Source organism: Wolbachia endosymbiont of Dactylopius coccus (assembly GCF_977011065.1).
In genome coordinates this window covers 135,807-158,629 of the sequence record NZ_OZ347065.1, presented here as the reverse complement: position 1 = coordinate 158,629, position 22,823 = coordinate 135,807, and the positions used below count along the sequence as shown (strand labels likewise).

The following is a 22,823-nucleotide window of genomic DNA, read 5'->3' as shown; positions in this document are numbered from 1 at the left end:
TCACTAATCTAGTATAGTATTAGACAACAACTTTGCCAAGCAAATTATTAACTCTCTTAGCAAACAGACTTACATCATCCATCTCTTCACCTTCCACTATACAAGCTTGGTAAAACAATAAGTGAACCATGTCCTCCAATGTTGGGTTTTCACCACTTTCAGCATGGGATTTCATTATGCTTTTTATTACAGAATGCTTAGTGTTGATTTCCAGCACCTTTGGCGTGCGGTAGTTTAGCTGCTTTTGTTCACGCAAAAAACGCTCCATGCGAAGATCCATAGCACCTTCATCAACTGCTAGACATACAGGACTGTCGGTCAATTTTTTAGAGATCTTTACGCTTTTTACCAAATTGCCAAGAACCTTGGTGAAATATTGCAGTATAGAGTCCGTATTTTCTTCAGTCTTTTCTTCATCTTGCTTATTTTCTTCATCTTTTTTATCTTCTTCTGAAGAGAATTTTTCCAAATCAACATCAGCGCGGGTCACAGACTTAAATTTTTGATCTTTATATTCATGAATCACGCTAGTCCAGAAATCATCAACTGGATCAACAAATAGGAGCACTTCTAGTCCTTTACTGACGAATCCTTCAAGTTGTGGACTGTTTTTCACTGAATCCAAGCTATTTCCGGTGAGATAATAGATATGCTCCTGCTCAGGCTTCATTCTGCTTATATAGTCATCAATGCTGACTAATTTCTCATCACCAGTGCTCTGAAATCTGCAAATTGAGAGCAGCGCTTCTCTCTCATCAGTTGGCATAGCTTCACAAAGACCCTCTTTTAATACTGCACCAAAATTGGTCCAGAATTTTGTGTACTCTTCCAAATTCTCTTTTGCCTTTTTACCGAGCTCTGATATTACACGTTTAGTGAGAGATTTTCTGATCTGCTCAACAACGCGATTATTCTGCAACGTTTCTCTGCTGATATTAAGAGGCAAGTCCGGTGAATCAACAATACCTTTCAGAAAACGCAAGTATTGTGGTATGATCTGTACGTTATCTTCAGTAATAAATACCTTGTTTACATATAACTTCACAGAGCAACGTCTATCTGGATGAAATAAATCAAAAGGTTTAATAGAGGGAACATAAAGCAAATTTGTATATTCTATTGCACCTTCATTTTTATTATGCAATATCATCCAAGGCTCCCCGCCAACATGAGCAACACTGCGGAAAAAATCATTATGCTCCTCTTGAGTAACATCATTTTTTGGCTTAGTCCAAATTGCAGCCTTACTGTTTAACTTTTCACTTTTTCCTTCTTCGTCTATGAATTCAACAGGAAAATTTATATGATCAGAGTAAGTAGTGATAATGTTTTCAACACGAAATTTATCTAAAAACTCGTTTTCTTCAGGATGCATAATGAGCGTAATTTTGGTTCCGCGAGGGACTTGATTATCTGACTTGCTGATTGAATATTCCCCATCTCCTTTGGATTTCCAGACCCAAGATTCTTCTTCTCCAACTTTTCTCGATTCTACTATTACCTCCGATGCAACCATAAAGCTTGAGTAAAAACCAACACCAAACTTCCCGATCAGCTCCACAGCTTGGCTTGAATCCTTGCTATTCTTAATCGCATCTAAGAACTTTTGCGTGCCAGAGCTTGCAATTGTACCAAGGTTGTCTATTAAATCTTGTCTGTTCATTCCGATGCCATTATCAGTGATATATAGCTCGTTCTTATCTTTATTGGAGCTGATAGTGATTTTTAATTCATCACTAGAATCCAGCAAATTAGGATTTAGTTGAGATTCATAACGCAACTTATCACATGCATCCGATGCATTTGATATTAATTCACGCAGAAAAATGTCTTTATTAGTATAAAGTGAATGAATCACTATATTCAGTACTTTCCCTACTTCAGCATCAAATTTTAAATTTTCAGTTTCTTGTACATTATGCATTTTGAGCTCCATTATTTGCCTATTACCCTAATAATTTAAGTATTGAATCACGATCTTTCAAGGTCACGTACACCAAAATTAATGTGGGTGTAGTTATTATGACATCCAATTTATGAGATCTCTTGCATAACAAACTTTTGGCAGCGCGTTGGATGAAACGAAAAAACTTACTTGACAAACCTTGCCAGCCCCCTTATCATGAAAGTGAAGCTATTTATTTATCTTCGCAATCTCTTCAGTGGATTAATGACAAAAAACTTAATGTATTTGGCGTAAATCATGCTTAATTTTTTGCACTATGTGCACCTCATGTCTTTATCAAATTTCTAGCTACACAAGCTGAAATACGCTATTTAAAACATCAAAAAACGCCAACTTAAAAAATGGATAGTGAATAATTAGCTACCCTAGGGTTTCTTTGCCTTTTTTTCCGCTCAGTAAATTTCTTAACGTTTATAATTTAGGTTAATCGCATTTAAAAGCGGCTGAATCGTAGCGTTTAGAATAAAAAACGCCAATATTTTGAAGTACATATAAATAACTAGTCACCAACGGGGCTTCTTTTGCCTTTTTTTTCATTTGGTGAATTTCTTAATGTTTGTAGCTAACATGAACAAACATTTGAGAGTAACTTCTGCTAGTAGGGTGTCATCCGAGTAGCTGACACTGGGATCCAGCTTTCTTTATAAATTCACCAAAAGTGCTTCATTCTATAACGCAAAACCCATACTCACCAAACCCAATGCATTACTTGCAACTAAGTTTCCTGGATCCAAGTAGTCTGGGCACTGGGATGACAAAGAAATAGGCACTGGGATGACAAGAAAGGAGCACTGGAATGACATCATAGGGGCTACTAGGATGACAAAAAAAGGAGCACTGGAATGGACAGGAGAAGGAGGCACTGGAATGACAAAGAAATAGGCACTGGGATGACAAGAAAGGAGCACTGGAATGACATCATAGAGGCGCTGGGATGACACCATGACAATCGTCATCCCGCTACGTGTTAGCGGGATCTATGCTAAGGAGATACCGCGGCGGTATGATGATTCGTGGCGGTATAATGAAGCTTGAAAGCGGATCACCTTTCACGACCTGTATCTACTTCAGGAGTATTAACAGGTGTTATCGTTGGGTTTTCAAGTTGTGTTGCTTGCTCTAAGCCCTTGCTTATACTTTGGTCCTGATTTAAAATTTTATCAAAGTGCTTACTCTTTTGTTGCTCTTCGTTATTTGATGTATCTCTTTGAGCATCTTCTTTTATGCCACGAGCATTTTCCACACTCTTTTTATCTTCACCTAAAAGTTTTTCTAGTGTCCTCTTAACAAAGCGCTTCAGAAGACTCAAAAACCCTTCTTCTTGATTTTCTTGTGGTTGAGGTGTGTTATCTTTTTTGCCTAGCTCAGTGTTGAGCTTCTCTTTTACAGAACTCTTGCTCACTGAGGGACTAACGATGTGCTCTGATGGCTGTGTATCTGTTTGCACAGAAGTCTCTTTTTGTCTACTTTGCTCAAAGCTTTTACCTTCTGCTATAGGCTTTTTCGGAGAATCTTGGAGTTTTTTGTCACTTTTTGGTCCTGCAACTTTTTCACTTCTGAAAATACCCTTGTCTTTATATTGGCGGTCAAGCTCAGCAATTCTTTCAAAATCTTGATGTACTTTTTCAGCTGCATGACTCTTTCGACTTTCAAGTTCTTTGCTTAATTCAGCAACGTTTTTCATTTTGTTCTCAAGCTCTCCACTCCTCATAGCCTTTTGAGCCTCTGTTGCTTCTGCAATATAATTAACCTTCTCCTCTAATGAGGTTCCCTCTGGAAAAGCACCTGGAGAACGCTCAAAAACATCTTTAAATTTTTTTTCTACACCTGTTTGAGGTGTATTTTTAACTTCAGTCATACCTACTACCTTAAAGCATACAATATAACCAGTATATTATACCAATTCCCATTACACGGCAAACAGATAGACAATAATAGAAGACAAGCCATAATGAAATAAGTGAAATAGTCGAGGTATAAATGGCACTAAGATCAAAATTATTGGATGAAGAAGTAGTAAAATCAGCAAAAAAAATGCTGAAGAAAGTAAGGAACAATGCATATGTTGCAAAAAAACTAAATGCTGTAATTGCAGCAAAAAAGCATAGTATAACGGCTGTAGCAAAAATATATTGCATTTCAAGAAGCGCACTAACTTCGTGGATAAAACTCTTGAAATTAGGCAGAGAAGAAAAATTGTTTGCTCCTCCACAACGGCGTAGAAAAACTAAATTAAATCAGGCTCAACTACAGCAAGTTGAAGCATGGGTAGGAGAAAATCCTAATATTACCATTAAAGAAATGAGAATAAGAATCCAGGAAAAGTTCGGCTTAAATATTAGCAAATCTACAGTACACCGCTATATGCAAAAGATGAAATTCTCTTATATTACACCAAGACCAGTACACAATGTACAAGATAAAAGAAAACAAGAGGAATTCAAAAAAAAATCTCAACGAAGTTATTGGCAAGTATTCTGAAAAAGAGCTGTTTTTCTTCGATGAATCGCGGTTTGGCACACATTCAAAGACCGGGCATGGATGGTTTAAAAAAGGCGTCAGAACAAAAGTTAAGGTAAAATTAGGTAGGGAAAATTTTTATCTCTACAGTGCAGTTAATCCTAGAAATGGGGAGAATTCTAGCTTGTTTGCACCGAATGTCAACACTGATTGTATGAATATATTTCTTGAGCAAATGTCTCAATATTTGGGACCACGAGAAGCCTTTCTTGTTATGGATTGTGCTAGTTGGCATAAGTCGAAAAGTTTAAAGGTACCTAAAAATATTGAGATTATATACCTACCACCATACTCACCTGAACTCAATCCAGTTGAGAGGCTTTGGTTGTATGTAAAACAGAACATTTTGCGCAATAAAATATACGATACTATTGCTTTGCTTGAGAGTGCTTTGTGTAAATTTATTACTTCTCTTACCTACTCCACAATTAAACAACTCTGCTATGTATCCTATTTGAATGACCAACAATGAGAATTGGTATTAGCTAATTATATAAAAAACAGTTAACATAACTTATGGTAAAGAGTAAGAGCGTTCTATTTATATTTTTTTTATTAAAATGCTATTTACTTATTAACCTAAAATACGTAACAATGTAGAAATGAGAAATAGTCCATTAGCAGTAGTATTCGATTGGGATAATACCTTAGTTGACACTCAAGATAACATTTTTAATGCTATTAAGCATACCATAAACTCAATGGGGTATAGTAATAAAGCTGCTGATAGAAATTCCCACGAGTCGAGAAAGAGCTATATGGTCAATTTATTTGGCGATCAGTGGAAAAAAGCAAATCAGATATATCAACAATATTTAGATGATGCACTATTGCAAAACATTGCTTTGAATCAAGGAGTAGAGAAAATGTTGCAGACACTGAAAAGCCACAATATTTATCTAGCAATAGTAAGTAATAAGAAAAACACTAATTTACGTGAAGAAGTTGCCTATTTTAAGCTAGACTCTTACTTTGAGAGAGTAGTTGGTTCATGCGATACTGCAGAAGATAAACCCTCCGCAACTCCACTGCTATTTGCACTAGAAGAGAGTACGTTGCCTATAAATAAAGAAAATGTGTTTTTCATTGGTGATAGCATCACAGATGTTCTGTGTGCACAAAATGCTAATTGTTTACCTATTATATATGGCCAATCAATAAGTGGATACGAAGATTTGTTATGTTTTCAGCATTTTGATAAACTTACAGATTTTATAATAAAGTATTTAGAAGATAGGTAATGACAGAGATTGCCAGTATACAAAGGCGCCTTTGCGCATATTTAATAGATGTAGCAATTTTATTAATTCCAACTTTATTAATTATACTGCTATTAGAGGATTCTCCGTTGATCTTACATCTATCATACATGTGTGTAAATTGTAGTTACTTCACATATTTTATATCTTCAAAGGCCCAAGCAACTCCCGGTCAACAGTTAATGAATATGTATACTATCAATTTAGATAATTCTAAAATAGACTTGAATTTAGCATTTGACAGAAGCACTTCCCAGTTTTTTCTTCCTTTGTTAAACAGTGTAGTAGTTGTCCTTACTGAATTTTTGCAAGATCAGGAAGTATTAGTGAATGTCTTGAGTGCATTGAAAGTAATTATAGTGCTACTCACTCTCTGCTGGTATCTAGTTGCTTGCTTCTCTAAGAAAAAACAGACATACCACGACATGCTATTTAATACGGTTGTTATCAAAGGAACTATTAAATGAGTTGCTATAACTATCGTTATCATATAAATTATGCTGATGAATTGAACTAAGGGAAGATTATGAATGAAGAGATAGTAAAACATTTGAATAAATTATTGACCAATGAGCTGACTTCTGTACGCCAGTATCTTTTGCATTTTGCGATTCTCAAAAATAATGGAATTAATAGACTTGCAGAAAAGGTAAAAAATGAGCTTAACGAAGAACTTGAACATGCAAACAAGTTGGCAGAAAGAATTTTGTTATTTAAAGGAGTTCCAAATTTTCAGGATACAAACGAAATATCAAAGCATGATGGAAAGTTTACAAAAGATACAATACAAAAAATCTTAGAAGCTAATTTGAAATTAGAGGGAAAAGGTATTAAGGATATCAAAGAAACGATTTCTATCGCTGAGAAAGAAAAAGATTTTGTTAGTGTAATGTTATTAGAAGAGATGTTAAAAAATGAAGAAGAGCACTTCCATTGGATTGAGAAGCAGATCGATCTTATTGAACTAATGGGTGTTGAAAACTATTTAAGAACACAAATATAGAGTGTTAAAAAAGATAGTATTTATTTTAATTGTACCTTGTTTGCTCCTTTTTTTATTAGGATTATGGCAAGTATTCAGATTGAACTGGAAGAATAATATTATCAAAAATATGAGTCTTCCAGTTGTTCATCTATTGCCCAATAACGACCTTGAAAAATTTAACTATAGGCATGTCAAGATTGGTGGGATTTTAAGTGACATAGAGCTATACGTTTTTGCAGGGCAACGCGGCTATTATGTGCTGTCTCCCATGCTGCTTACTACTGGAAATTATATGTTAGTGAACAAAGGAATAGTTAAAGAAAAAAAAGAGGAAAAAGTAAAAATTGAAAAAGTAGTTGCAGATGGAACTTTATATTGCGATAGCAATAAAAGCAAAAATTGGTTTATCAAGAACGATACTGCTTCGAATACATGGTTTACCCTGAGTACAGAAGAAATTTCCAATGAGTTAGGTATTAAGCTAGAGAAGTGTATATTGTGGCCGAACAATTTTGGCAGCAAATTAGCCATACAGCCAATGAAGCATTTGGAATATGCAATCACTTGGTTTGCACTTTCCTTAACTTGGTTGATTATGTGCGTAATTTACCATAGGCAAAACCTCAATGTATCTGTTCAGGCAGGGTGGCAAAATAAGGTAGACGAAAAAAGACAACTATAGGAACAAATGGGTGTCATGCCAGTGCGTGACACTGGCATCCAGTCCTTTTGCACAGTTCCATCAAAAACGTTGTAAAGGATTAACCGCTTTCGTGTTTACCAACTTAGTGCCCAATCTGGATCCCAGTGTCAAGCACTGGGATGACAAGAAAGGGAGCACTGGAATTTTTGTTTCAGCATTAGCCATGCATCTGACCTCAATAAAGCTTGAAGCTTTCTGTACATAAAATTAGAGAAGTAGTTATTCATCTTTATCACTACCAAGGTCTTTTAACATACTGTAATTGCCTTTTCTGAATCTACTTTTTAAAGACGTAACTCCACTTTCGCTAATACCACTAAGGCTCAGTGCAGCTCCACCTAGCTGCAATCCTATCTCAGATGTTTCAGGAATAATTTTACTAGCTCCTAGATCTCTATAAACCTCCATATTACTCAGATCTGGTAAGCGTATTACAATATTTACATGCGGAAAATTTGCTGCAACTAAAGAAACAACTTTTTTTATAGTAACTTCATTCTTTATTGAAATAACGAGAGCTTGAGCTCTTTCTATTCCTACCGATTTTAAAATTTCACATCTTGTAACATCTCCAAGATATATAGGAAAACTATCACTTTTTCCTTCTTTGACTATTTTCGATTGAATATCTACAACAACGTAACTTAAATGCTCTGCCGTAAGCATTTTTGTTACCATATATCCCACTCTACCAAATCCAGCAACTATCACATGGTTATAAAGATCTTGTGTATCTGTTTCAACAGCTTCATCATCTAATATTGTTTTCTCAGTGCTAAGTGAGTTTGCTATCCAATCTCCAAGCCCCGATAAAAGAGGAGTGAAAGCCATGGTTACTGTAGTTACCATCATAAGTACTTGAGCGATTTCACTTGGTAGCACATTTAGCTCATCTGCTAAGCGAAACAAAATAAACGCAAATTCACCGCCTTGTGAAAGCAGTAACCCAGCTTGTATAGCAGGTGCACTCTTAAACCCAAAAAATCTACACAATATATATATAATAGATGTTTTTAAAACGATAAGGATAATCGATAATAAAGTAATTAGTGGTAACTTATTGAGTAAAAGTTCGGTATTGATGGACATACCAACAGTCATGAAAAATAAGCCAAGAAACAAATCTTTAAATGGCAATACTGCGTGTTCTACTGAGTGTCTATATTCTGTTTCTGCAACTAACAATCCAGCAACAAATGCACCTAATGCCAACGATAAATGAAATTGCTCAGTGATAAACGCTGCTCCTAATACTATTAAAAGCGTTGTTGATATAAAGACCTCATTACTTTCCATTTTAGCAATAACCGAAAATAAAGGTCTAAGCAATAATCTACCAGTTATAAATATCAGCACTAATGCAATAGCTGCTTGCACCAATGAACCTGCCAATGAGCTTATCAGGCTGTGCTCAGAATTGCCAGTAAGTAAAGGTACCAATACTATTAATGGTACCACTGCAAAATCTTGCATTAATAGCACTGCTATCGACAATCTACCAACCTGACTTGCTTGAGAACCTTTTTCTTGCAGAACCTGCAACACTATTGCTGTTGAGGATAGCGCAAGCCCACCACCAATAACTGTTGCTATATTCGTATTCACTCCGAAAGCAAGAGCGATGCACCATATTGCTACCATGGTAACTATAACTTGAAGGGAACCAAATCCAAATACATGGATACGCATGGCGATAAGGCGTTCAAATGTCAATTCAAGGCCTATAATGAATAATAGAAAAACTACACCAAATTCTGCAAGATTATCCATTGCTTCAGCTGAGTGTATCAGATTAAATCCATGAGAACCAATAACTGCACCTGCAACGAAGTAACCAAGCACTGGACTAATATTCATTTTCCAAAATGCTATGACTATAAACACAGCAGCAGAAAGTAAAATTATAATATCAAACAAATGCTGAGAGCCACTGTGCATGATATTTAACCTGTAGGATCAGACCATTTAATTGAGCAACCAATACTTGACTTTTGGTCAGCCGGAGGATTACCAGTTTCTGCAACAAATTTCATAGCTTGAAATAAATCACTACTTCCTATTTTATAGTTTTGAACCTTTTCTTTTTTTGCGTCGTTAAAACGTCCACGATAGCAAAGTTTTAAATTAGCATTAAAACCAAAAAAGTCAGGAGTACAAACAGCACCATACTCTTTAGCTATTTTCTGTGCACTATCAATTAAATATGGAAATGTAAACTTATTTTCCTTGGCAAAATTAATCATATTTTCAAAGGAATCTTCTGGATATTCATTTACATCATTTGACATTATTGCAACGGTATTCACCTGATAATCTTTTTTCAATTGATCAACATCGCTTACCAGATTGCTAATAATTGACTGAACGTAAGGACAGTGATTGCATATAAACATTACAATAAGACCATTTTTTCCACAACAGTCACTTAATGTATAGTATTTATTGTCTACTCCCAAAAGATTAAAATCTTTTGCAGTAAAACTAAAATCGACTTTAGGAGTATTCAGAGCAACCATAGACTATTATTATACCGTATGTAATTTACGGTCTTATTATTTAAATGTCAAACGGTTTCTATGTATACTGTTTGCATATTCTTTTTTAGTATTATAAAACTTATGTTCATAACTTTCGAAGGAATAGACGGCTCTGGTAAAACAACACAATCTAAGCTACTTGCAAATCATTTTAAGCAAATTCACGGCGAAAATAATGTAGTGTCGACTCGAGAACCAGGTGGCACTGATTTTGCAGAAAAGATAAGAGGAGTGTTGTTAACAAATAATATTGATCCTATTTCTGAACTCTTGCTACTTATCTCGATGAGGCACGAACATATGAAAAAATTAATATTACCAGCTCTTGCAGAAGGGAAAATAGTGATTTGTGATCGGTTTATTGATTCAACCATTGCATACCAAGGATATGGGTTTGGAGTTGATTTAAAACTAATAGAAGATTTGCACAGGTTGGCTGGAGTTAGATATCCAGATATTACATTTATTCTAGATATTGATGTTAAAGTTGGGTTAAATAGAGCAAAAGACAAGAATAAATATGAAGAAATGGATGTTAATTTTTACAATAAGGTCAGAAAAGGATTTCAGGAAATAGCCATAAAAGAGCCCGTTAGGTGCCATGTCATCACTGAAATTGAAACAAAAAATGATAATCAAGTGTATAGTGAAATTATTAGATTTCTTGCATAACCCAAACTAAAAGGCAATTATTTTTGGCGTTTTTTGTAACAGCTGATAATTGTGATTTAAGTCCGTCACACTCCGTTCCTGTTGTCCCATTCTTCTGTCATCTAATACCAATTCTCATTGTTGGTCATTCAAATAGGATACATAGCAGAGTTGTTTAATTGTGGAGTAGGTAAGAGAAGTAATAAATTTACACAAAGCACTCTCAAGCAAAGCAATAGTATCGTATATTTTATTGCGCAAAATGTTCTGTTTTACATACAACCAAAGCCTCTCAACTGGATTGAGTTCAGGTGAGTATGGTGGTAGGTATATAATCTCAATATTTTTAGGTACCTTTAAACTTTTCGACTTATGCCAACTAGCACAATCCATAACAAGAAAGGCTTCTCGTGGTCCCAAATATTGAGACATTTGCTCAAGAAATATATTCATACAATCAGTGTTGACATTCGGTGCAAACAAGCTAGAATTCTCCCCATTTCTAGGCTCTGTGGACAAAAAATATGAAGAGGGAGAAAAAAAGTGGCAGTTTAACCAAATGAACATAAAAATGGAGAAACTACCGAATGGAATATTATATAAAAGAAAGAAATTGGAAACAAATTTTAGAATTCATAAAAGGCATAAAAGGAATGCATAGTAAAGACGAAAAACGTTTAAGAATATTCATAGAAGCAGTGTGGTATATGGCGCGAAGTGGTTGCCAATAGCGACTTTTGCCGAAAATCTATGGCAATTACAGAAGTATACACAAACGATTTAAGAGATGGTGCGAAAGGGGTATTTGGAAAAATTTATTGGAGTACACAAAACAAGAGCCAGATTTAGAAGCCGTCATAATCGACGGTACGATCATTAGAGCCCATCCATGTTCGGCTGGATATACAAAAGATTCGAAGGATCAAGAGGCTTTAGGGCGAAGTAAAGGTGGCTTTACGACTAAAATTCATGCACTTGTTGATGCATTGGGAAATCCTTTAAAATTTATACTTACTCCTGGCCAGAGGAATGAAATTACACAAGCTGAAGTATTAACAAAAAATGTCTATAACTCCATTGTAGTAGCTGATAAGGGTTATGACAGCAATGCTTTTGTGGTCAGCCTTGAAAACAGGAAATGTGAAATCGTAATTCCATCAAAAAGGAATCGAAAAGTGCAAAGATACTATGATGAGCATATTTATAAAGAACGTCATTTGATTGAGTGCTTTTTCGGTAAAATTAAAAATTTTAGGCGCATTTTTTCCAGATTTGACAAGACCGCAGAGGTTTACATGGGATTTCTAAATTTTGTTGGAGCTCTCATATGGCTTCTCTAAAATTTTGTCCACAGAGCCTAGGATTAACTGCACTGTAGAGATAAAAATTTTCCCTACCTAATTTTACCTTAACTTTTGTTCTGACGCCTTTTTTAAACCATCCATGCCCGGTCTTTGAATGTGTGCCAAACCTGGATTCATCAAAGAAAAATAGCTCTTTTTCTGGATACTTACTAATAGCTCCATTGAGATTTTTTTTTGAATTCCTCTTGTTTACCTCTATCTTGTACATTATGAACCGGTCTTGGTGTAATATATGAGAATTTCATCTTTTGCATATGGCGGTGTACTGTTGATTTGCTGATATTTAAGCCGAACTTTTCCTGGATTCTTATTCTCATTTCTTTAATGGTAACATTAGGATTTTCTTCTACCCATGCTTCAATTTGCTGTAGTTGAGCATGATTTAATTTAGTTTTTCTACGACGTTGGGGAGGAGCAAACAGTTTTTCTTCTCTGCCAAATTTCAAGAGTTTTACCCACGAAGTTAGTGCACTTCTTGAAATGCAATATATTTTTGCTACAGCCGTTATACTGTACTTTTTTGCTGCAATTACAGCATTTAATTTTTTCGAAACATATGCATTATTCCTTACTTTCTTCAGCATTTCTTTTGCTCACTTTTTCATCCAATAATTTTGATCTTAATGCCATTTATACCTCAACTATTTTACTTACTTCATTATGGCTTTTCTTCCATTGTTGTCCATCTGTTTCCCGTGTAATGGGAATTGGTATAAGTAGCCCCTTCTCCTGTCATTCAAGTAGCTGACACTGGTTCCTTTATGATGATGTCATTCCAGTGCTTGACACTGGGATCCAGAAGACTTAATTTCAACCAAGTGGCTGCATAATAAAGGCTGGATTCCAGTGTCAAGCACTGGAATGACATCACAGGGGTACTGGAATGACACCTCTCTTGGGCTCTTTTAGCTACAAACGTTAAGAAATTTACCAAATGAAAAAAAGGCAAAAAGAACCCCATAGTTGGCTAATTACCTATATTAACTTTATAAATTGGCGTTTTTTATCCTCAACATCCCAATTTAGCTACTTTTATAACAAAATTGTAAACGTTAAGAAATTTACTAAGTAGGAAAAAAGGCAAAGAAACCCTAGGGTAGCTAGTATTCAAATTCTCCCTTGTCAATTTGACATTTTTTGCTGTCTTAAACGCTTTGTAAGCGCGTTTCGGCTTATATAGGTAAAAACCTAGAAATTTTTAAAGACATGCGATGCACGTAGTGCGAAAAATTAAACATGAGACGCCAAATACCCTAAGTTTTTTGTCATTAACCTGCACAGATTGCGAAGATAAATAAATAGCTTCACTTCTATGATAAGGGGGCTGGCGAAGTTTGTCAAGGAATTTTAGCTCCGTTTCTGTGAGTCAGATAGCTACCTGATGACGCCATTACTGCAACTAAAAACTTTCATTTGGCAGTTAAACAAGGCCAAATTTAATAGAGAGAGGATTTTTTTATTTTCTCATTCTTCTCATTTTCCTCTCTAACAATTTTTTTTCCGCTTAATATGTCCTTTATTTCATCTCCTGTTAAAGTTTCAAACTCCAGTAGATTTTCGGCAATGAGATCTAAGCCTTTCTTATGCTTGGTCAAAATCTCTTTTGCTTTTTCATAGCAAGAAGACACAACTTTCTTCACTTCTTCATCTATAAGTTTTAACGTATCTTCAGAAATTATGTCAGAACCATGCATGGTTTGTTCGCGATTGTGATAGATCGGACCTATTTTGTCGCTCATTCCCCATTTTGTTACCATAGAACGTGATAAATCTGATGCTTGTTTTATATCCGAAGATGCACCGCTTGTGACTTTATCATAGCCAAAAATTAGCTCTTCTGCCACACGTCCACCCATTGCAACAGTTATATCTGCTAGCATCTTTTCTCTTGTGAGGGACACTCTATCTGTTTCTGGTAGTCTCATCACTAAACCTAGGGCTCTACCCCTTGGAATAATAGTTGCTTTGTGTATCGGGTCAGAGGCAGGCATGTTGATAGCAACTACTGCATGACCAGCTTCATGGTATGCAGTCAGTCTCTTTTCCTCTTCTGTCATAATGAGAGATCGCCTTTCTACGCCCATCATCACTTTATCACGTGCATATTCAAAATCGTCCATGGTAACAATCTTCTTGTTTCTTCTTGCAGCAATAAGTGCAGATTCGTTCACTAAATTTGCTAAATCAGCTCCAGAAAAGCCTGGTGTTCCTCTTGCAACTGTTTTCACGTTTACATCTGGTGCTATTGATATTTTCTTTATATGAGTATTTAATATTTTTTCACGCCCATTTATATCGGGTAAAGAAATAGTAATCTGTCGGTCAAAACGACCAGGTCTAAGCAGTGCTGGATCTAAGACATCCGGACGGTTAGTCGCAGCAATTATTATTACACCTTCATTAGACTCAAAGCCATCCATCTCAACTAATAACTGATTTAATGTTTGTTCTCTTTCATCATTGCCGCCACCAAGACCAATGCCACGATGTCTACCCACCGCATCTATTTCATCTATAAAAATTATACAAGGAGCATTTTTCTTGCCTTGATCAAACATATCACGAACACGACTTGCACCAACACCCACAAACATTTCAACAAAATCAGATCCAGAAATGCTAAAGAATGGCACATTAGCTTCTCCTGCAATTGCACGAGCAAGTAAAGTTTTACCAGTTCCAGGAGAGCCAATTAAAAGGCACCCTTTTGGTATTTTTCCACCTAATATTTGAAATTTTTGCCTTTGTTTAAGAAAATCAACAATCTCTACTAGCTCTTCTTTTGCTTCATCAATTCCGGCAACATCATCAAATGTTACTTTTTTTCCACTAGTCATGAGTCTAGCCCTTGACTTGCCAAAGCTTATAGTTCTGTTGCCCCCTGCTTGTGTTTGTTTAAGAAAGAATAGCAAAAAGCCAATAAAGATAAATGTTGGGACCCATGAGATAAGTAATCCACCAATTACGCTCATGGCAGAATCTCCAGTTGAAAAGGAGAATCTCACTTTTCTATCATGTAAATTTTTTATTAGGTCGCTATATATGACACCGTTTGAATTGAAACTTGAACCATCCCTGAACTTGCCTTCAATGCTCTGGTTTTTTATGACAATATTTTCTACATCATTGTCTTCTAGTCTAGTTAAAAATTCCGAAAAAGGTATAATTGTTTTACTTTTACCTACATTTCCGCTGAACTGAATATAAGCAACTGAAATAAGAACAATAATTACTAACCAGATCAATAAGCCTTCTAAAAATTTTTTCATTTCTATTTCTAACTAAATACTAATCAAGCTTACCAAATTTTGTTTTATTGTGCTATTAATAATGCATTGAGCCTTATCGTCATTGGTATTTTTTCCGTTATAATTTACATCAGGATAAGCAAGCACCTTTCCATCTTTTAGCACTACAGGCAAAGAATAGAAAACTTCAGGGCAGCAGATGTAATCCTTCAGAAATTCAGGAACTTTTTGTGTTTTTTTTAATGGAGCGATGATAACTGAACACTCTTGATTTCCGAGTATTGTGCAGCTAAATCTGTTATCCCATTGAGTAGGTTCATTTAAAGGTAGGTTTACGGTAATTTCTTGTATCTTTGACGATTCTCTAATTATCAAGATATTTTCTCCATACTTTCTTATTTTGCACCCAGAAAGTGTACAGTTAACATTACTATCCTTTTGCAATATTTTATTAAATATTACGATAAGGCTATTATACCTTGGTTTATAGTGTTTACTGGCAATTGCCATTATAGAGTAAAGAAGAAGCCTCAAGGCTATTTCCTCTGGCAATTGATAAAATTCACTTAGTTTAATTTCAATATAACCAAGATCATGCACATTAACGCAGTCATTAAACGCAAGGCGTGTGTAGTGCATCAACGCTTTTGCAGCTCTTTTCATATGAAGGGCTGTGAGGCATATTCGCTCTGTTAAAATCTCTTGATTGTCACTTGCTTTAAGTAAGCTACGGTATAAAGTTCGCCTGTATTTTAAGTTATAGTTGCTTCTATCTTCGATCCATTTTAATTGGTGAAGCTTAGCGTACTTTTCTATTTCACTACGACTAAAATTTAACAATGGCCTAAATATATAAATACCATTTAGGAAAGACTTGTAGTCCATTGATGATAATCCATCTACGCCACTACCTCGCTCTAATCTTAACAAGAACGTTTCTGCTTGATCATCTTTGTGATGAGCGACGAGCAAACATTTAACATTATTGTTTTTACACCACTCTGCTAGTAACTTATACCGTGCTTTTCGTGCCTGTAACTGAATATTGCCTTTAATATTTTGCTTTTCCCAATTTAATATGAACGATTCCTTTGCTCCAAGTTCCTTTGCATAACTTACAACAAAATCAGCTTCTTTTTGAGACTCTGGACGTAATCCATGATTTACTGTTAATGCTATAGGAAGTGAAAGCTTGTTTTTTTTTGCCCAGTTAGTCATTAAGTGCAGTAAGACTATACTATCTACACCACCTGATACTGCAACTGCAACTTGATTGTTATAGAAAGCAAAACTATTAACCACATTTTGAAATAATAACTCTAATTCCATTATGTCTCTTGATGGCCAGATAGGTCAGATCTCTTACGTCATACCGCGACTTATTTGTGGTATATATAGATCCCGCTAACAAGCAACAAAACATGACAAGTTTGTCCTTTTTTGTCTACCCCAGTGCCCTTTCTTTATGTCATCCCAGTGCTTGACACTGGGATCCAGGTTTTAATGCAAGAAACTACTTCTTTATTCCAGAAAATGAAAATTCCACTCTACGATTTTTAGCATGCTCTTTTTCATATTTAGAATTTCTAGAATCATCTTTTACATTAACCAAAGGCTCAGTTTCACCTTTAGAAGCAGTTTTTATTCTGTTTTCTATGTAGGGTGTACAACTAACCATAAATTTTTTAGCTGCATCTGCCCTTCTAGCGCCTAGCGCAAGATTATATTCATGAGAACCACGGTTGTCAGTATGACCAGTCAAAGTAACCTCCGCGTCAGGGTTATCTTGTAACACCTCCATTACGTCAAGTAATGCATCTGCACTTACTTCAGTAATATTAGATTCATCATAACCAAAGAAAACTCTTTTATCACCTATCTGCTTAACAACAGAATTTATTTTATTTGTTGTATTTGCTCCTTTTTTTGGGCAAGAACTTACACCAGTAAGTAATAAACAAAAACAGCACATTATAACCAGTCTACTCCACATTACTAAACCTCCATAAATTTTAAATAGTGCGTAACTTTAATTTCAGTAGCTAATATCTCTCCATATTGTAATATAGTCAAGAGAAATAAAATACTAAATACTTTTTCTACAACCTTACAATTAATTTTCTTATAATATGCTGGACTCTGAGTAGAAAAATCTAATAAAGGAATAAAAAGTACAATTTTTTATTGTACTTTAAGCAAATATACTTTTAACTTTATTATTAATCTATTACGATATTAAACAGATGTTTTCTAAAACAATGAACAAATATGAAATCTTATAAGTTTTTAGAGGAAGTATTATATAGGGTAAAGAATATCGAAAATACGCTAAAAGTACTAAACCAAAGCCAATTGAATATAGAGGACAAAGTTGAACAAATGAGTCTTCTAGAAGAAATCAGACATGAAATTATCTCTCATGACGCAATAAAAGAATCATTAGCAGATGCTCTTGGTAACAAAAAAAGTGCAAATACTCAGCAGCTAAAGTTAATAGAGAGAATACATAAAAGCAACAGTGCTGTTCCTATTGATTTAGTAAAGTCTTTATCCAAAGCTAAGGTTGAATGCCAAAATTTATGGAAGCTATCTCATTCTGAAACCAGTAACTTAGAAAAACTAAAAGAACGTTTTACTGATTTAATCACACTCATTCGCGAAGTAGCTTCTATAAAATCGCAGCAATTAAAATGCTCAAAATACGACTCACTGCTTGCTGACTATGACTCTGATATCACAGAAAAGAATATAAGGGAAGTATTCCCCAAGGTAGGCAAATTTTTTAGCGAAAATGTAGATAAAATAATTGAAAAGCAGAAAAAGGATAAGGTTACTAATATACAAAAAGTTGCTACTCAGAAACAGATTGAACTTGGCTCATTATGTTTACAGCAAATGGGTATTGCACTAAATGAGATTCGTACTTCTTATTACTACCCTATAGATTATGATGAATCTGATTTTTGTTATGGTTTATTTTCACTTTTACGGCATAGTGGTTATGCAATTTATCAAAAATGTTTAGCGCAAAATTCTATAAGTAGCCCAATTATGAGACATGTTATGTATGAAACTCAAGGGTTATTCATGGAAAGGATGATTGGAACATCCAGAGAATTTATTGAGTTCATTCAACCACACATAAAAGAGAAGTTTGCTATAAAAGGCAAAACTAATAGCAGTGTTGAAAATTTGCACTTGGTTTTCAATGAAATAAACCTTTCTTCTTTTTTAAAAAATGCAGATGAATTTAGTCTGTTAGCTCATATTATGTTGAGAACTAAGTTAGAACAGGATATAATAAATGGTACACTGGAAGTTAAGGATCTGCACGATGCGTGGCTGGAAGGTATGAAGCACTATAAAATTCCAGTAAAAGCTAAAAATGAGCTGGACACTTATTTTCAAGATGAATATTGGGCAAGCGGTGTTATGGGCTACTTTCCTATAAAAATTATTGCTTTAATTGCTGCTGTGCAGATTTTCTCTTTCGTTAAAAAGAATCATTACGAATCATTCAGTGCTATAATAAAAGGAGATTTTAGTTTACTTATCAGTTGGTTATCTCAAAATATATACAGTGCAAAGTGTGGCCTGGAACTGCTAAAAAAAGTAACAGGCAAGGGTTTAGACGTTGAGTGTGTTACTTACTACCTATCTGAAAAGTATAATTTGTCTCAATAAATGATTTTCTTGGGTTGTATATGAGTTTTGTTCGAAAATTGACCGGAAAGTTTTATAGCCTTTTTACTTTCAAAGGTTTGTTTGCTAGCGATATTGCCATAGACCTTGGTACTGCAAACACTTTAGTTTATCAGAAAAATCAGGGAATCGTGCTTGATGAGCCTTCAGTTGTAGCAAGAGTAAAAGAAAAAGGAAGCTACGTTCCTTACGCTTTTGGTAAAAAAGCTAAAATGATGCTTGGAAAAACGCCTGGAGAAATAGAGGCGATAAGGCCCTTAAAGGATGGAGTTATTGCTGATTTTAAAAGTGCGGAAGAAATGCTAAAATATTTCATACGCAGTGCAAACACAAAATTCACTGTTAATAAACCTAATATTATCATATGCGTTCCATCTGGATCCACGCCAGTTGAAAGGCGTGCTATACAAGATGCAGCAGAAAGTGCTGGTGCAAATGAAGTATTTTTGATTGAAGAACCAATGGCTGCAGCAATCGGAGCTGGGCTCCCGGTTACTGAACCTGAGGGTTCTATGATTGTTGATATAGGAGGCGGTACAACTGAAGTTGCAATTATTTCTTTAGGCGGAATTGTTTATTCACGTTCTGCCAGAGTAGGTGGCGATATTATGGATGAAGCAATAAAATCGTATATTCGTGAAAATCATAAGTTATTAATCGGTGAAACAACTGCTGAAAAAATTAAGAAAAACGTAGGTTCAGCAAGTCTGCCAGGTGAAAATAACAAAGAGGGAATGATAATTAAAGGCAGGGATTTAGTGAGTGGCATGCCAAAAGAAATGCTTTTATCAGAATATCAAGTTGCAGAGAGTTTAATAGAGCCTGTACATCAGATAATTTCTGCTATTAGGACTGCACTGGAGAGCACTCCACCTGAACTTTCCTCTGATATAGTCGATAGAGGAATAATTTTATCTGGTGGTGGTGGATTATTGCGTAACTTGGGCAAAGTTATCAGTGAAACAACAAAACTACCAGTTCGTGTTGCAGATGACCCACTTTGTTGTGTTGCCTTGGGTAGTGGAAAAGTGCTTGAAAACATGGATTATTTTGGCCATGTTTTATTCAAGCAAGATTAAATTGTTTTTGAAGGTAGTTTATCGAATTGTTTTGATGGAATTATGTAATATAAATGAGATCCCAGTGTCACGCACCAAGTAATTTGAAGGCAACTTCCAGCAGGAAAGGGTATCATCCGAGTGGCTAACACTGGGATCCAGGAAACTTGATTACAAATAAATATGCTGTTTTAATGAATTTGTGTAATAGAAGCTAGATTCCAGTGTCAGCTACTTTCATGACATTATCTACTATGTAAATTGCCCCCAAATCAAAACGTTTGCACAGTTGTATGTTGGAATGACACAAGATTTGCGTTTATAAATTAAGGCGATTATGCTAAAAGAATTTGAAATTGAACCTCTGCTAAAAGATAAAGCTCCGCACCAGACTAAGGCTGTTGTTGCAATGTCCGGGGGAGTTGATAGCTCGGTTGCTGCAACACTGCTACATAACCTTGGGTACCAGGTGATAGGTGTGACTCTTCAACTCTATGGCACCGATGGTAATGCTAACGCAAGAAAAGGTGCATGTTGTGCTGGACAGGATATTTACGACGCTAAGCGCGTGGCTGAAAGTGTTGGCTTTCCTCACTATATTTTAAACTACGAGGAAATATTCAAAAAGGAAGTAATAGAGGATTTTGCAAGTACCTATATGCGTGGGGAAACTCCCATACCATGCGTGAGATGTAACCAAACGGTAAAATTTCGTGATCTATTGCAAGTTACAAAAAATCTTGGTGCGGATGTGCTCGTAACAGGACATTACGTGAGAAGGTTAGAAAAAAATGGTGAGGTAAAGTTGTGCAGAAGCATTGATAAAAGTAAAGATCAAAGTTATTTTTTGTTTGCTACAACTCAAGAGCAGTTAAAGCTTTTGCGATTTCCGCTAGGTGGGTTCTATAAAAGTGATATAAGAAAATTAGCAAAATATTTCAGTTTACAAATTTCTGAAAAGCCAGACAGTCAAGATATATGCTTTGTTTCCGAAAGCTATAGTAAAACAATAGCTAAATTAGCTCCACAATCTGTACAGAAAGGTAAAATTGTGGATGTGAATGGAAAAGTGCTAGGTGAGCACAGTGGCATAGTAAATTTTACAGTAGGGCAAAGAAAAGGCTTAGGTGTTGGGTACAGTGAACCTCTTTACGTGATAAAAATTAATACAGAGAATAATGAGGTTATAGTAGGTCCGATCAACGCATTAATGCAAAAAAAAATATTGATCAAAGAGTTAAATTGGTTAGAACAACCAAAGGAAGGTATGGAAGTAACTGTGAAGCTGAGGTCATCACATGCGGGAAGTTTAGCAACAATACATTCAACTGACGAAAAAAATAAAGCCTGTGTCATTTTAAACGACGATTACTTTGGCATCAGTCCAGGTCAAGCCTGTGTAGCGTATAAAGATGAGCAAGTAATTGGCGGTGGATGGATATGTTCTTAACTAAAATGCTTAATTCTTTGATGCAGAATGTAAACGTACAATAATATTTATTGCTATTTTACCCTATATCGCTTATACTATAAAGTAGAACATTATAGGTTTTAGCAATGGTTAAGGAAGTTGAAGAATTAATAAAAATTGTTGGTAAGGGTAATTTATTAGAGGCTTTGTTTATTTTCTTAGGTAGCTTTCAACATGCTAACTTAGATTGTTGCATGGACCACAGAAATCATATAGGTCTTTCTGCATTCATACAGAAGCAAGATGAACAATTAGATTACTATTTTAACTTAAAATTTAGTCTACAAGGGCTGTTTTTAATTTATGCTCAAGCTTATCGAATTCTAAGTGAAAACAATAATCTGAATACTAAAGATGTCATAGATGAAATATATAAAGTTATTAAGGAGTCTAAGTTAGGTAAAAAGGAGTCTAAGTTAGGTAAAGATGTAAATGAAGTGGTAGATGGAAGGAAATTAGATTTACTTAACATCTTAGCAAATCCAAAGAGAGAACCAATATTTAAAACAGAAGAAGATTTTGAAGATAAGGTACTTATTGATGTTAGAAGGTTGTTAAGTGAAGAAAATATATTAAACAACAAATATGACAGAGAATTTGCATTAAATAAGTGCATTATTGACTTCTATTATTCTATTCATCAAGATATAAAGGTAGATAAAGATGTAGCATTGCTCTTGTCTTTGGGTAGTCACTATAAAGAACTTTCACCATCTAACAAAACAGTAAGAAGAGAAGTACTAGAGATATGTGAGAATCAGTTAATAGAGAGCTATATAATGCTCCTAGCTGCTAGACTACACCATAGCATCGAGCTATCAAGTAGAGATGGAACCATCAAATATACAATCAACCATGAGAATGTGGATCGACAAGAGAAAGAATTCAAAATAGATGGATTAATATATCCTATAAATACAAAAAACACCCTAGAGCAACTGTTAAAAAACCAAAATAGTGATGAATTTGAACAATTAGTAACAAGCCCTAAAAATATATACTACTCAGTACCACAGGAAGAGAATAAATGTAGGCCAAATTTCATACTCAGCAAGAAAAATCATAAAAACACAGTCTGTAAACTTATTTTAGGTATGTTTGTATTGTCTGTTGGGTTATATGTTGCTGATTATTTCCTTATGGAGCAAAAATTGTTCAACTCAATGAAAAATATTTTGCCACAAACTAATCTAATAATTGCTGCTGTGCTGACTATTGTAGTAGTATATGCTTTATTTCAACTATTGAAATCACCACAGGAACCACCACTTTCAACAGTCGATGATGTGCAGAATAAAAAATTAGAACCGCCCCATGCAAAACAAGCTTAGAACTACATAAATCTAGCAACTTAAAAGT

General features: G+C 35.0%; 20 protein-coding genes and 4 pseudogenes. 13 read left to right on the top strand and 11 right to left on the bottom strand.

Annotated elements, in window-relative coordinates:
• Nucleotides 1-19: 19 nt before the first annotated feature.
• Nucleotides 20-1,924, bottom strand: coding sequence for a molecular chaperone HtpG (htpG, locus tag ACWHVF_RS00800; protein WP_064124687.1), 1,905 nt, complete (start codon nt 1,922-1,924; stop codon nt 20-22).
• A gap of 122 nt (nt 1,925-2,046) precedes the next feature.
• Between htpG and ACWHVF_RS00795 the strand changes: the two genes are divergently transcribed.
• Complete coding sequence (locus ACWHVF_RS00795; RefSeq protein WP_447933058.1) at nt 2,047-2,211, top strand: hypothetical protein; 165 nt, start codon at nt 2,047-2,049, stop codon at nt 2,209-2,211.
• Between the two features lie 423 nt (nt 2,212-2,634).
• Here the strand turns inward: ACWHVF_RS00795 and ACWHVF_RS00790 are convergent, their stop codons facing one another.
• Both ACWHVF_RS00790 and ACWHVF_RS00785 read right to left on the bottom strand, forming a co-directional pair.
• Entirely contained in the window at nt 2,635-2,922 is a 288-nt protein-coding gene (locus ACWHVF_RS00790) for a hypothetical protein (RefSeq protein ID WP_156488221.1), read from the bottom strand.
• Between the two features lie 86 nt (nt 2,923-3,008).
• Nucleotides 3,009-3,824, bottom strand: coding sequence for a hypothetical protein (locus ACWHVF_RS00785; RefSeq protein WP_064125406.1), 816 nt, complete (start codon nt 3,822-3,824; stop codon nt 3,009-3,011).
• A gap of 122 nt (nt 3,825-3,946) precedes the next feature.
• Between ACWHVF_RS00785 and ACWHVF_RS00780 the strand changes: the two genes are divergently transcribed.
• From ACWHVF_RS00780 to ACWHVF_RS00760, 5 genes are all read left to right on the top strand, one after another.
• Nucleotides 3,947-4,958, top strand: a protein-coding gene (locus ACWHVF_RS00780; protein ID WP_447933057.1) for an IS630 family transposase whose coding sequence is annotated in 2 segments (ribosomal slippage) — nt 3,947-4,408 and nt 4,410-4,958 — 1,011 coding nt in all. Because the reading frame shifts where the segments join, the coding sequence is not laid out codon by codon here.
• A gap of 130 nt (nt 4,959-5,088) precedes the next feature.
• Complete coding sequence (locus ACWHVF_RS00775; protein WP_064125405.1) at nt 5,089-5,727, top strand: HAD family hydrolase; 639 nt, start codon at nt 5,089-5,091, stop codon at nt 5,725-5,727.
• On the top strand, nt 5,727-6,212 hold the full coding sequence (locus ACWHVF_RS00770; RefSeq protein WP_064125404.1) for an RDD family protein: 486 nt from the start codon (nt 5,727-5,729) through the stop codon (nt 6,210-6,212). The genes ACWHVF_RS00775 and ACWHVF_RS00770 overlap by 1 nt, the downstream gene beginning before the upstream one ends.
• 59 nt (nt 6,213-6,271) lie before the next feature.
• A complete protein-coding gene (gene bfr, locus ACWHVF_RS00765; protein ID WP_447933056.1) occupies nt 6,272-6,748 on the top strand; it encodes a bacterioferritin in 477 nt (158 codons plus the stop codon).
• Between the two features lies 1 nt (nt 6,749).
• A complete protein-coding gene (locus tag ACWHVF_RS00760) occupies nt 6,750-7,412 on the top strand; it encodes an SURF1 family protein (RefSeq protein WP_064125402.1) in 663 nt (220 codons plus the stop codon).
• Between the two features lie 60 nt (nt 7,413-7,472).
• On the opposite strand, the gene ACWHVF_RS00755 is transcribed toward ACWHVF_RS00760, so the two are convergent.
• From ACWHVF_RS00755 to ACWHVF_RS00745, 3 genes are read right to left on the bottom strand one after another with little or no spacing between them, the layout of a single operon-like run.
• The gene (locus ACWHVF_RS00755; RefSeq protein WP_265021581.1) at nt 7,473-7,598 is read right to left on the bottom strand and encodes a hypothetical protein; all 126 of its coding nucleotides are present in this window, start codon (nt 7,596-7,598) and stop codon (nt 7,473-7,475) included.
• 54 nt (nt 7,599-7,652) lie between these two features.
• Nucleotides 7,653-9,371 (bottom strand): monovalent cation:proton antiporter-2 (CPA2) family protein, encoded by a 1,719-nt coding sequence (locus tag ACWHVF_RS00750; protein WP_447933055.1) that lies wholly within the window; start codon nt 9,369-9,371, stop codon nt 7,653-7,655.
• A gap of 5 nt (nt 9,372-9,376) precedes the next feature.
• On the bottom strand, nt 9,377-9,949 hold the full coding sequence (locus ACWHVF_RS00745; RefSeq protein WP_064125400.1) for a thioredoxin family protein: 573 nt from the start codon (nt 9,947-9,949) through the stop codon (nt 9,377-9,379).
• A gap of 102 nt (nt 9,950-10,051) precedes the next feature.
• Between ACWHVF_RS00745 and tmk the strand changes: the two genes are divergently transcribed.
• Complete coding sequence (tmk, locus tag ACWHVF_RS00740; RefSeq protein WP_064125399.1) at nt 10,052-10,642, top strand: dTMP kinase; 591 nt, start codon at nt 10,052-10,054, stop codon at nt 10,640-10,642.
• A 114-nt stretch (nt 10,643-10,756) separates the two neighbouring features.
• On the opposite strand, the pseudogene ACWHVF_RS00735 reads toward tmk, so the two are convergent.
• Nucleotides 10,757-11,128 (bottom strand): annotated as a pseudogene (locus tag ACWHVF_RS00735) (IS630 family transposase); the annotation flags it as partial.
• Nucleotides 11,129-11,208: 80 nt separating this feature from the next.
• On the opposite strand from ACWHVF_RS00735, the pseudogene ACWHVF_RS00730 reads away from it, so the two are divergent.
• Nucleotides 11,209-11,961, top strand: a pseudogene (locus ACWHVF_RS00730) (IS5 family transposase).
• A gap of 16 nt (nt 11,962-11,977) precedes the next feature.
• Here ACWHVF_RS00730 and ACWHVF_RS00725 read toward each other — a convergent pair.
• Nucleotides 11,978-12,615: pseudogene (locus ACWHVF_RS00725) on the bottom strand (IS630 family transposase); the annotation flags it as partial.
• A gap of 156 nt (nt 12,616-12,771) precedes the next feature.
• Here ACWHVF_RS00725 and ACWHVF_RS00720 point away from each other — a divergent pair.
• Nucleotides 12,772-12,852: pseudogene (locus ACWHVF_RS00720) on the top strand (WPE palindromic element domain-containing protein); the annotation flags it as partial.
• A 569-nt stretch (nt 12,853-13,421) separates the two neighbouring features.
• Here ACWHVF_RS00720 and ftsH read toward each other — a convergent pair.
• The 3 genes from ftsH to ACWHVF_RS00705 form a co-directional block, all read right to left on the bottom strand.
• Nucleotides 13,422-15,254 carry an ATP-dependent zinc metalloprotease FtsH gene (ftsH, locus tag ACWHVF_RS00715; protein WP_447933054.1) on the bottom strand — a complete coding sequence of 611 codons (1,833 nt, stop codon included), beginning with the start codon at nt 15,252-15,254 and terminating at the stop codon, nt 13,422-13,424.
• Between the two features lie 12 nt (nt 15,255-15,266).
• The gene (gene tilS / locus ACWHVF_RS00710) at nt 15,267-16,562 is read right to left on the bottom strand and encodes a tRNA lysidine(34) synthetase TilS (protein WP_064124933.1); all 1,296 of its coding nucleotides are present in this window, start codon (nt 16,560-16,562) and stop codon (nt 15,267-15,269) included.
• 184 nt (nt 16,563-16,746) lie between these two features.
• On the bottom strand, nt 16,747-17,226 hold the full coding sequence (locus ACWHVF_RS00705; protein WP_064124932.1) for an OmpA family protein: 480 nt from the start codon (nt 17,224-17,226) through the stop codon (nt 16,747-16,749).
• 275 nt (nt 17,227-17,501) lie between these two features.
• Between ACWHVF_RS00705 and ACWHVF_RS00700 the strand changes: the two genes are divergently transcribed.
• From ACWHVF_RS00700 to ACWHVF_RS00685, 4 genes are all read left to right on the top strand, one after another.
• Complete coding sequence (locus tag ACWHVF_RS00700) at nt 17,502-18,917, top strand: carboxypeptidase (protein ID WP_064124931.1); 1,416 nt, start codon at nt 17,502-17,504, stop codon at nt 18,915-18,917.
• A 20-nt stretch (nt 18,918-18,937) separates the two neighbouring features.
• On the top strand, nt 18,938-20,014 hold the full coding sequence (locus ACWHVF_RS00695; protein ID WP_064124930.1) for a rod shape-determining protein: 1,077 nt from the start codon (nt 18,938-18,940) through the stop codon (nt 20,012-20,014).
• 316 nt (nt 20,015-20,330) lie between these two features.
• Nucleotides 20,331-21,443: a tRNA 2-thiouridine(34) synthase MnmA gene (mnmA, locus tag ACWHVF_RS00690; protein ID WP_064124929.1), complete on the top strand. Its 1,113-nt coding sequence runs from the start codon at nt 20,331-20,333 to the stop codon at nt 21,441-21,443.
• A gap of 107 nt (nt 21,444-21,550) precedes the next feature.
• Entirely contained in the window at nt 21,551-22,795 is a 1,245-nt protein-coding gene (locus ACWHVF_RS00685; protein WP_447933053.1) for a WD1261 family protein, read from the top strand.
• Nucleotides 22,796-22,823 lie beyond the last annotated feature (28 nt).